Below are 10,418 nucleotides of genomic sequence, written 5' to 3' on the forward strand. Positions count from 1 at the left end.
CGCTGGGCGCTGCTCGACGCCGTCCTCGAGCGGATCACCTACGCGAACGAGGAGAACGGCTACACCGTCGCCAAGGTCGACACCGGCCGGGGCGGGGACCTGGTGACCGTCGTCGGCGCGCTGCTGGGGGCGCAGCCGGGGGAGTTCCTGCGGATGCGGGGCCGGTGGGGGAGCCACCCGCAGCACGGCCGGCAGTTCCAGGTCGAGGACTACACCCAGGTCCTGCCGGCCACGGTCCAGGGCATCCGCCGCTACCTCGGCTCGGGCCTGATCAAGGGGATCGGGCCGCGGCTGGCCGAGAACATCGTCGACCACTTCGGCGTGGACGCCCTCGACGTGATCGACCGGGAGCCCGAGCGGCTCATCGAGGTGCCCAAGCTCGGCCCGAAGCGGACGAAACTGATCGCCGCCGCCTGGGAGGAACAGCGCGCGATCAAGGAGGTCATGGTCTTCCTGCAGAGCGTCGGCGTCTCCACGTCACTCGCGGTCAAGATCTACAAGAAGTACAAGGACGAGTCGGTGGACGTCGTGCGCCGCGAGCCGTACCGGCTGGCGAACGACGTGTGGGGGATCGGTTTCCGCACCGCGGACACGATCGCCCGGGCCGTTGGCATCCCGCACGACGCCCCCGACCGGATCAAGGCCGGCCTGCAGTACACCCTGTCCGAGTCGACGGGCGACGGGCACTGCTACCTGCCCGAGCAGCGGCTGATGGCCGACGCGGCGCAGATCCTCGAGGTCGGCCTGGAAGGGGTCATCGACGCGCTAGGCGAGCTGGTCGCCGAGGAGGGCGTCACCCGGGAGGAGATCCCCGGCGACGACCCGGAGCAGCCGGTCGCCGCCGTCTACCTGGTGCCGTTCCACCGGGCCGAGGTGTCGCTCAGCAACCAGCTGCTGCGCCTGCTCGACGCCGACGCCGACCGGCTCGCCGCGTTCGGGTCCGTCGACTGGGACGCGGCGCGGCGCTGGCTGCGCGCCCGCACCGGCGCGGACCTGGCACCCGCCCAGGACGAGGCGGTGCGCCTGGCGCTGACCCGCAAGGTCGCGGTGCTCACCGGCGGCCCGGGCTGCGGCAAGAGCTTCACCGTCCGCTCGATCGTCGAGATGGCGGCGGCCAAGGGCGCCAAGGTGCTGCTCGCGGCGCCGACCGGCCGGGCCGCCAAGCGGCTCACCGAGCTGACCGGCCACCCGGCGGCGACCGTGCACCGGCTGCTGGAGCTGCGCCCCGGCGGGGACGCCGCCTTCGACCGCGACCGGCCGCTGGACGCCGACCTGGTCGTCGTCGACGAGGCGTCGATGCTCGACCTGCTGCTCGCCAACAAGCTCGCCCGAGCCGTCGCGCCGGGCGCGCACCTGCTGCTCGTCGGCGACGTCGACCAGCTGCCGTCGGTCGGCGCCGGCCAGGTGCTGCGCGACCTGCTCGCCGAGGGCACGCCCGTGCCGCACGTCCGGCTGACCCACGTGTTCCGCCAGGCCGCCCAGTCGGGCGTCGTCACGAACGCGCACCGGATCAACGCCGGCGAGTTCCCCCAGGTCCAGGGCTTGCCAGACTTCTTCCTGTTCGCCTGCGACGAGGCGGAGGACGCCGCGAAGATCACGGTGGACGTGGTGGCGAACAGGATCCCGCGCAGGTTCGGCCTCGACCCACGGGTCGACGTGCAGGTGCTGACTCCGATGCACCGCGGCCCCGCCGGCGCCGGCTCGCTCAACGGCCTGCTGCAGGAGGCGCTCACCCCGAGCGGGCCCGGGACGGCGGAGCGGCGTTTCGGCGGCCGGGTGTTCCGCGTCGGCGACAAGGTCAGCCAGATCCGCAACAACTACGACAAGGGCGCGAACGGCGTCTTCAACGGCACCCTCGGGGTCGTCACCGCGCTCGACCCCGTCGAGCAGACCCTCACCGTGCGCACCGACGAGGGCGAGACCGTCTCCTACGACTTCGCCGAACTCGACGAACTGACCCACGCCTACGCGCTGACGATCCACCGGTCGCAGGGCAGCGAATACCCGGCCGTCGTCGTCCCGGTGACGATGAGCGCCTGGATGATGCTGCAGCGCAACCTGCTCTACACGGCCGTGACCCGGGCGAAGAAGCTCGTCGTCCTCGTCGGCTCGAAGAAGGCGATCGGCCGCGCCGTGCACGCCGCCTCCGCCGGCCGCCGGCACACCGGCCTCGCCCACCGGCTGCGCGCACGCCGCATCGTCACCCTCGCGCCGCCGCCCGGCCCCGCGGACGCGTAGAAAAACCTGTTTGCGGCCGGTGGGGCGACCGTTAGGCTTTGTCCTGTCCGAAGTGAGGACCGCGGGCTACTTCGTTTGCCGAATGATCGAGCCCTCGGTCGGCTGGTTCTCGGACGTCACCGTCGGATATGTCGGTGCCGAAGTGCACGGCGAAGCGTACTTCTGATCTGCGGGTCGCGGGTTCGATTCCCGTCCGGGTTCTCTGTGAGCGCCCGGTAGCTCAGTGGAGAGAGCTGCAGAAGCGCGCGCGCTTCCCGAACCTGGTTCTCGGCACCGTCTTCCGTGATGCGACACCGAAGTGCAGGGTGGGGTTCCTTCCGCTGTCAACGGGGTAACGCGGGTTCGAATCCCGTCGGAGCTTCGGGCTCCGTCGTCTAGTGGCCTAAGACGCCTTGGTCCGCACCCGACCTGGTTCTCGGTGTCGTTTCACGGAAATCCGATGTGGCGTCCCCGACAGGAAGGGGTCAAGGTGGGAAAGCTCGCGAAGGCGATGTCGAAGCGCGGTATCACCGGTCCCGTCCGCACCACGGGCCGGCGTACGGTCACCGCCGAGGGCGGCGCGGGCTGGTCGCGGGATGTGAAGGGCGAGCTGTTCACGCTCGCGGTCACGAACCTCGTCGCGGAGGACACCTTCTACGAGCGTGGCCGCGACCGTGACGACCGGTTCGTGAGCCTGCTGTGGGAGGCCGTCGCCCAGGACGCCGGCTGGGTCGCCCGGTTCGTGCCGTGGCTGCGCGACGGCGCGAACATGCGCACCGCGTCGGTCGTCGCCGCCGCCGAGTACGCCCGGGCGCTGGCCGCGCTGCCCGCCGACGCCCGCGCGGCCGCGCCCACGGCCCGGTCGGTCATCGCGGGCGCGCTGCAGCGCGCGGACGAGCCCGGCGAGTTCGTCGCCTACTGGCTGGCCGGGCGCCGCCCGGCCCGCAACAGCCTGCCGGGTGGTGTGCAGCGCGGCGTCGCCGACGCGGCGACCCGGCTGTTCACCGAGCGCGCGGCGCTGAAGTACGACGGTGTGGCGCAGGCGGTCCGCCTCGGTGACGTCGTCGAGCTCGCCCGGCCGACCCCGGCCGCGCCGTGGCAGAACGACCTGTTCCGCTACCTGCTCGACCGCCGCCACCACGGCGACGGCGTCGCGACCGAGAACCTGCCGATGCTGCGCGCCCGCGCCCAGCTCGAGGCGGTCCCCGCGCCGCGGCGCGGCGCCGAGCTGCGGGCCTGGGGCGCCGACGCGCCGCGCCGGCTCGCGGAGGCGGGCGTGACGTGGGAGGCGCTCGCCGGCTGGCTCGGCGGGCCGATGGACGCCGTCGCCTGGTCGGCCGTCGTGCCCTCGATGGGCCTGATGGCCGCCGTGCGCAACCTGCGCAACCTCGACCGGGCCGGGGTGGACGACCAGGTCGCGGAGCAGGTCGCGGCCCGGCTCGCCGACGCCGCGCAGGTCCGCGCGTCGCGGATGTTCCCGCTGCGGTTCCTGTCGGCCTACAAGGCGGCGCCGTCGGCCCGCTGGGCGCGGCCGCTGGAGCAGGCGGTGGGGCACTCGCTGGCGAACGTGCCAGCGCTGCCGGGGCGGACCCTGGTGCTCGTCGACCAGTCCGGGTCGATGGCGGCCCGGCTGTCGGCCCGCTCCGACCTGACCCGGGCGGAGGCAGCGGCGCTGTTCGGCTTCGCGGTCGGCCTGCGCGCCGAGGAGGCGGACGTGTACGTCTACGGCGCGGACGGCGGGTGGAAGGACATGACGCCGAAGCACCGTCAGGTGCGGATGCCGAAGGGAGGCTCGCTGCTGCGGCTCGTCGAGAAGCACGGCCGGGCGGACCTGGGCGGCACCCTCACCTGGACGACGCTGCGGCGCACCTACCACGGCCACGCCCGGGTAGTGATCGTGACGGACGAGCAGGCCCATGACTCGCCGGACAACCTGCCGGACGTTCCGATCATCACGTTCAACGTGGCCGGCTACCGCGCCGCGCACGTCGAGGCGGCCCCGAACCGGGTGACGGTCGGCGGCCTGTCGGACGCCGGGTTCACCATGCTCGGCCACCTCGACACCCGCCACCGCGGCGGCTGGCCGTTCTGAGGCCCGGGCCCTGGGCCGGAGGCGGCGCGGCGGATCCCCACCGCCCGCGCCGTCTCCGGCCTCCGCGCGTCTCGGTGCCCCTCTGAGGCGCCGGCTCACCCGGAGCCGGGCCGGGCCGGGCGTCGCGCCGGCCCGGAGGCCGGCCCCGTGCCCTCGGCCCGGCGGACTACCGGGTGCCGGTGGCCGTCCCGCGGCGGTTCTTGTTGCGGGTGACGGCGTCGGCGGGGCCTCCAGGCCCGGGTTGGCCGGTGTCGCGCCTAGCCAGCGGCGGGGGTCGCGGGGTCGGCGGGTCCGCCCATGCTCGAGGTCGCCGTTGCCGTCACTGCCGACGACGGCGACGGCAGGCGGGTCTGGGCGACCTCCGGGGCACTGCCGCACACCGGCACCGGGTTGCACATGGTGGCCGTGGACCGGGCGAGCAGTTCGCCGGCGGAGCTGTAGGCGTAGAGGGTCAGCGGCATCTGGCCGATGGCCTGGAACTGGGCGAAATTCGGGGCGGTGACCTGGATACGGACGATGAATGCGCCGGTCGAGGGCTCGAAGGGGACGACGACGGCGTCCGTGGTGGGGAGCGCGGCGACGAGCAGGGCGACCTGCGGGGACACCTGGCCGACGGCCCACTGCCGCGCGTTCCACTCGATTGGCCCGCCGGACCCGTCCCCGCCGGAGCTGAACACCTCGACAGGGCTGGTGGGCGGCTTCGTCAGGTCGTGGCGGTCGCCTGACCAGAGGATCGGGCCGTTGATGTCGGTGAGGTCGGGGACGGCGGCGGGGCCATTGAAGGTCCGGCACATCCCTGCGCCGTAGTCGCCCGTGAGGAAGGCCAACACGCCCCACCGATCGGCGACGGCGATGATCAGGCGCGCAGCCTCCGGCGCGCAGTGGGCGTCGATCTCGTCGCGCTGGGCGTCGGTGAGGGTCAGCAGCCGGGGGGTATCGACGTAGCGTAGCTGCAGCGGCGGGCCGCTCGCGGCGGCGGGGACCTCGGAGGGGATCGCCGGCGCGGGGCCGCGGACCACGGTCGGGGACCCGGCGGCAGGCTGGATCGTCGTCTGGCTGCCCGCCCGGCCGCCGACGAGCACGCCCGCCCCGATCACGACGGCCGCCAGGACGGCGGCGCCGGCCGGGACGGCGACGGCGAGGCGGCGCCGCCGCCGGGCGGCGGGCACCGTGGCCAGCGCGGCGGGCAGCAGACCGGCCGGCGGTCGGACCTCCAGCTGGCCGGCTGCCGCGCGCAGCCAGCCGGCGACCGTGTCGTCGGAGCTGGCGGGCGGGGTGCCGTTCATGGCGACTCCTCTCGCTCCCGCGCAACGACGGGGTACGCGACCTGGGAAGGGACTGGCGCGCCGGCCGAACCGGTGAGCGCGGGGTGGGCACGCAGCTTGGCGAGGCCCTTCGCCGCCTGGCTTTTCACCGTGCCTGCCGAGCAGCGCAGCAGCGCGGCGACCTCCGCTTCGGGCAGGTCCTCGCAGTAGCGCAGCACGACGACGGCCCGCTGCCGCGGTGGCAGCGTGGCGAGCGCCGCGGCGAGTCCTGCCCGGTCCTCGACGGCGGCGAGCTGCGGCGACGGCTCCGCCCGCTCCGGCGGCACGTCGACGAGCACCTGGCGGACCCGGTGGCGGCGGAACCGGCTGGCGTTCGCGTTGACCATCACCCGGCGGGCATAGGCGTCGGGCCGGTCATGGCCGCGGACCCGCCCCCAGACGACGAACACCCGGGCCAGCGTCGTCTGCGTCAGGTCCTCCGCCTCACCCGCGTCGCCGGTCAGCAGATAGGCGAACCGCAGCAGGCCGGCAGCCCGCGGCGTGAAGTACGCCGTGAATCCGCCGTCGTCGCCCTCGTCCATACGCAACACGACCTCCCTTGCCTACAGAGGCCGGCGGGCCGTCTCCAGGTTGCCCGGCTTGCGAACTTTCCGAGGGCGTTGCCCGGCTGTGCGCGGCGGGGCAACGCCCTGGGCGTCAGGGCATACCCGGCGCCGCGGCGAGCTGGGCGAGCGGTTGTCGACGCCCCGCGGGGTCTGCGGGCAAGCGCGGGGCCGGGTGGACAGGCGACCGTTTGGCGACGAGATCGCGCGACGTGCCCGGCCGCGCGGAGCTACCTGTTGTCTTCTTACGTCGACCGAGCACCGGGCTCTACACGGTCCCGTTGTACGGATGGCCGGTCCCGAGCGCTCAGAACACTCGAACCTGTGGCCTAGTCGTTGTCCTGCGGGATCATGGGCCTGAACAGGCGCTTGTCACGCTGGACGGCGGTGGGGTCCGCTGCGAGCCTGCGGTCGAAGCCGAACCAGGGGGCGGGCGTGAACGCACAGGTCAACCGGTACGTCGGACGGGCGCGTCGTGTAGCCCAGGACGCCGGTCTCGGCCCGGCACTGAAGCTGGCCCGGCGCCACATGCTGCCGAGCGCGCGCCGCAACCGGATCGACGACCGGAACCTGGGTCTGCTGATCTCGTTCCTGCTGCGCGAGGACTCGAACTGCATCGACGTGGGCGCCCACCGAGGCGACGTGCTGCGGGCCATCGTGAACCGGTCGCCGCGGGGCCAGCACATCGCCTACGAGCCGATTCCCGACCTCTACGCGGAGCTGTGCGCCGAGTTCCCGGGTGTCATGGTCCGGCGGGCGGCGCTGGCGGACCGGGTCGGAGTCAGCTCGTTCGCCTACGTGCGCAGCCGCCCCGCCTACAGCGGGCTGCGGCAGCGGGTGCCGGACGGCATGGAGGAGATCGAGCAGATCAGCGTGGACGTCGAACGGCTCGACGACATCGTGTCTGTCGACCGCCCGGTGACCCTGATCAAGATCGATGTCGAGGGCGGCGAGTACGGCGTCCTGGCGGGCGGGCAGAAGCTGGTGACCCAGTCCCGCCCCCATGTGGTGTTCGAGTTCGGCGCCGCGGCCCGCGAGTACGGCGTCAGCCCGGACGACATGTACGGCCTGGTCGACTCCGACCTCGGCCTGCGGATCTACGACCTGGACGGATCCGGCCCGTTCACCCGCGTCCAGTTCCGCCGCATCGCCGAGACGGGCCGCCGGTTCAACTTCGTCGCCCATCCCTGAACGGGGCGCGCGGCATTCGGCCGTCCGCGCGCCCCGGCCGTCGCGGCAGTCCCTGACAGCGGGCCCCATGAGTGCCGCACCCGGCAACGTTCGCCCGTCCCAGAACGGCAGTCGGGAGATCACGTCGCATCGACGTTCCGTTCAGTCAGACATTCCGCGTCAGGGGCGGCGCGCCCTGTCTGCCAGCAACGTTCGCCCTGTGCCCGCGTGCGGCCGGGTGCTCGTCCTGTCCGACGTGGCGGGGAATCGTGTCCGACACCAGAGCCAGGACCAGCGCCGTTTCGTGCCCCTGATGTCTGAGCGGACGTCCGGGATCTCTCGGGTGCCTTCCACGGTGCGGGAGAGGGTGGCGGGGGCGCGGGCTAGTCCCAGTGCTCGGCGAGGCCACCGGTGGTGGTGGGCCGGAAGACCGGGATGCGGCCGAGCGAGACGACCAGGTCCGCGTCGTCGCCGAGGGCGGCGCGCCAGCCGGAGCCCTCGACGAGCAACGCGCCGATCGCGACGACGTCGGCCCCGGCGGCGCGCAGCAGCCGCAGCGACGCGGCGATCGAGCCGCCGGTGGCGATCACGTCGTCGACGAGCGCCACCCGCCGCCCGGCGACGGCCGGCATCCGCGCGCGGTCGAGCAGCAGCCGCTGCGGCGTGCCGGTCGTGATCGACTGGAGCGGCTCGGCGAGCGCGTCCGCCAGGTGGGCCTTCGGGGTCTTCTGCAGGATCAGGTAGTCGTCGAGGCCGAGCGCCCGGCTGACTTCCAGCGCCACCGGGATGCCGAGCGTCGCCGCGGACACCACGATGTCGGGCCGGCTGGGGGCCAGCAGCGCCGCGAGGTCCGCGCCGGCCGTGGCGATGAAGGAGACCCCGGTGTCGATGGTCATCAGCAGCGCGACCGTGAGGTCGTCGGAGATCCGGGTGAGCGGCAGGTCGACCCGCTGCGACCCGATCGTCACCTGGTAGGCCGCCCGCTCGTCCGCCATGTCGGTTCGGTGTCCCTTCCTCGGCTGTCTGTCGGCTGATCCGCCGGTGCCCCGTCCCGGCCCGTGGTCGTGTCAGGTCCGCGGCTGGCCGCCGGCCGCCGTGGGCAGGCCGGCGCGGCGCGCGAGGTCGGCCGCGGCCCGGCCCGCTTCGGCGAGCACGGCGCGCGACTCGGCGTCCCCGAGCCAGGTGGGCGCGCCGTCGCGCAGTACCCAGCGGCCGTCGACCAGCACGTGGCGGACGTCGGTGGGCCGGGCGTGCCGGACGAGGGCGGTCGCCCAGTCGGCGGCGCGCGGCCACCAGTGCGGGCCGGTCGCGTCGACGACCGCCAGGTCCGCGCGCATCCCGCGGCGAAGCACGCCGATCTCGCCGGCCAGGCCCAGGCAGCGGGCGCCGTCGACGGTCATCATCCGCAGCAGCGCCGGCTCGTCGAGCAGGCCACCCGCGGCGGGGTCACCGCCCCGCAGCCGGGCGAGCCGGGCGGCCCAGCGCGCCTCGGCGAACAGGTCGATGTCGGGGTTCAGGCTCGGGTTGTCGACGCCGAGGCCGACGGTCACACCGGCGCGGCGCAGTGCCACCACCGGCGTGACCGGCCCGGCCAGCGCGGCCGACGCCGTCGGGCAGTGCGCCACCCGCACATCGCGCGCCGCCAGCAGCGCGACCCCCGCGTCGTCGACCGCCGCGACGTGCGCGCCGAGCAGCCACGGGCCGAGGACGCCGCCGGCGTCGAGCTCGGCGAGCGGTGCCGCGGCGGCGCTCGGCGCCGACGCGGCCAGGTGCGTGCACAGCGGGACGCGCGCGGCGCGGGCCAGGTCGAGCACGGCGGCGCGCAGCCGTGCGGTGGCCATCTCCGGCAGCTCGGGCGCCGGGCAGACCACGATCCGCCCGCCGGCCGGGAAGCGGCTCATCAGCGCGCCGACCTCGGCGACGACCCGGCCGGTGGGCGCCACGAGCGTCGCCGGGTCGACGTCGTGGACGGCGGCCGCCTCGGCCAGCGGGGCGGGCAGCGTGTCCCCGAGCATCCGGGCGAGCAGGACCCGCCCGCCGGCGCGGGTGTACGCCACGAGAGTGGCCTCGGCGCAGGCCGCGACGTGGGCGGGCGCGGCGCCGGCGGCCACACCCCAGTTGTCGCAGACCGTGGTGATGCCGGCCCGCTGGCTGGCCAGCGCCGACAGGGTGGCGGCGAGGCCCGCGTCGTGCGGGGTCATCGCCGCCACGCCCCGGTAATAGACGCCGAACAGCCAGCCGGGGAAGTCACCGGGGCGGGCGGTGCTTGCCCGCAGCAGGTAGTCCATCGAGTGCTGGTGCGCGCTGACGAGCCCCGGCAGCACGACGTGACCGGTCAGGTCGACCGACACCCGCGCGTCTGGCAGCGGGTCGCCGGCGCCGCCGACGGCGTGGATCCGGCCGCTGTCGACGGCCACCCAGCCGCCCTCGAGCACCCCGCTCCCGGCGGCGCCGTCCGGGTTGTCGTCCGGTTCGCCGTCCATGGTCACGACGGCGGCGGCGGAATGCAGGAGCAGGTCGACCATGACGGGCGCACTGTACCCGGCCCCGGTTTCGTCCAGCGTCGTGACCAGCGTGGGCTCGCCGCCAGCTGCTCGCGGCGGGCGGGCCTGTTCGATCTTTCCGGTGGGGTGGCGAAGGGCTGGCCGACGTGCCGGCGCTTGGTCTCAGTCGCGGCGGCCCACGGCGAGCCTGCGTTTTCTCGGATGCGGTCCTGGCGTCATCGGCAGGGTTCTGTGACGCCGGAAATCAGACGTTGTGGAAGAGGCTGTAGTTGCCGCTGGCGGATCCGTCGTGGCCGCCGCTGGCGGGGCAGGGTGGGTTGGATGTGTTGCCGCCGTAGAAAAGGCCCTGGCATTTGTTGCACCATAGCCAGCCTGGTTGCCGGTCGCTGGCTGAGGATGCGTTGTGGAAGAGGCTGTAGTTGCCGCTGGCGGATCCGTCGTGGCCGCCGCTGGCGGGGCAGGGTGGGTTGGGTGTGTTGCCGCCGTAGAAGAGGCCCTGGCATTTGTTGCACCATAGCCAGCCTGGTTGCCGGTCGCTGGCTGAGGATGCGTTGTGGAAGAGGCTGTA

At 74.0% G+C, this 10,418-nt stretch carries 7 protein-coding genes and 1 pseudogene; 3 read left to right on the top strand and 5 right to left on the bottom strand.

All coding sequences use genetic code 11. The features are described 5' to 3' along the window. The first annotated feature begins 9 nt into the window (after positions 1-9). Both recD2 and I6A81_RS22170 read left to right on the top strand, forming a co-directional pair. Positions 10-2,238 (top strand): SF1B family DNA helicase RecD2, encoded by a 2,229-nt coding sequence (gene recD2 / locus I6A81_RS22165; protein ID WP_203004232.1) that lies wholly within the window; start codon positions 10-12, stop codon positions 2,236-2,238. Between the two features lie 490 nt (positions 2,239-2,728). Next, on the top strand, positions 2,729-4,309 hold the full coding sequence (locus tag I6A81_RS22170) for a TROVE domain-containing protein (RefSeq protein WP_238429503.1): 1,581 nt from the start codon (positions 2,729-2,731) through the stop codon (positions 4,307-4,309). Positions 4,310-4,566: 257 nt separating this feature from the next. On the opposite strand, the gene I6A81_RS22175 is transcribed toward I6A81_RS22170, so the two are convergent. Together I6A81_RS22175 and I6A81_RS22180 are read right to left on the bottom strand one after the other, a co-directional pair. Continuing rightward, on the bottom strand, positions 4,567-5,595 hold the full coding sequence (locus I6A81_RS22175; RefSeq protein ID WP_203007067.1) for a hypothetical protein: 1,029 nt from the start codon (positions 5,593-5,595) through the stop codon (positions 4,567-4,569). Then, positions 5,592-6,155, bottom strand: a complete 564-nt coding sequence (locus I6A81_RS22180; RefSeq protein WP_238430819.1) for a SigE family RNA polymerase sigma factor — start codon at positions 6,153-6,155, stop codon at positions 5,592-5,594. Before I6A81_RS22180 ends, I6A81_RS22175 begins: the two co-directional genes overlap by 4 nt. Before the next feature lie 456 nt (positions 6,156-6,611). On the opposite strand from I6A81_RS22180, the gene I6A81_RS22185 reads away from it, so the two are divergent. Then, the gene (locus I6A81_RS22185) at positions 6,612-7,367 is read left to right on the top strand and encodes an FkbM family methyltransferase (RefSeq protein WP_203007069.1); all 756 of its coding nucleotides are present in this window, start codon (positions 6,612-6,614) and stop codon (positions 7,365-7,367) included. Positions 7,368-7,729: 362 nt separating this feature from the next. Here the strand turns inward: I6A81_RS22185 and I6A81_RS22190 are convergent, their stop codons facing one another. The 3 genes and pseudogenes from I6A81_RS22190 to I6A81_RS43760 all read right to left on the bottom strand — a co-directional run. Further along, a complete protein-coding gene (locus I6A81_RS22190; protein ID WP_203007070.1) occupies positions 7,730-8,341 on the bottom strand; it encodes a phosphoribosyltransferase family protein in 612 nt (203 codons plus the stop codon). Positions 8,342-8,413: 72 nt separating this feature from the next. Further along, complete coding sequence (locus tag I6A81_RS22195) at positions 8,414-9,871, bottom strand: amidohydrolase family protein (protein WP_203007071.1); 1,458 nt, start codon at positions 9,869-9,871, stop codon at positions 8,414-8,416. 223 nt (positions 9,872-10,094) lie between these two features. Continuing rightward, a pseudogene (locus tag I6A81_RS43760) lies at positions 10,095-10,418 on the bottom strand (hypothetical protein); the annotation flags it as partial.

The organism is Frankia nepalensis, from assembly GCF_016786325.1.
In the GTDB taxonomy this organism is placed as follows: domain Bacteria; phylum Actinomycetota; class Actinomycetes; order Frankiales; family Frankiaceae; genus Pseudofrankia; species Pseudofrankia nepalensis.

Bases quoted from the DNA above. Each gene is read 5' to 3' on its own strand.
- I6A81_RS22195 (WP_203007071.1), bottom strand. From the start codon at position 9,871: ATGGTCGACCTGCTCCTGCATTCCGCCGCCGCCGTCGTGACCATGGAC.
- I6A81_RS22180 (WP_238430819.1), bottom strand. From the start codon at position 6,155: ATGGACGAGGGCGACGACGGCGGATTCACGGCGTACTTCACGCCGCGG.
- I6A81_RS22170 (WP_238429503.1), top strand. From the start codon at position 2,729: ATGTCGAAGCGCGGTATCACCGGTCCCGTCCGCACCACGGGCCGGCGT.
- I6A81_RS22175 (WP_203007067.1), bottom strand. From the start codon at position 5,595: ATGAACGGCACCCCGCCCGCCAGCTCCGACGACACGGTCGCCGGCTGG.
- I6A81_RS22190 (WP_203007070.1), bottom strand. From the start codon at position 8,341: ATGGCGGACGAGCGGGCGGCCTACCAGGTGACGATCGGGTCGCAGCGG.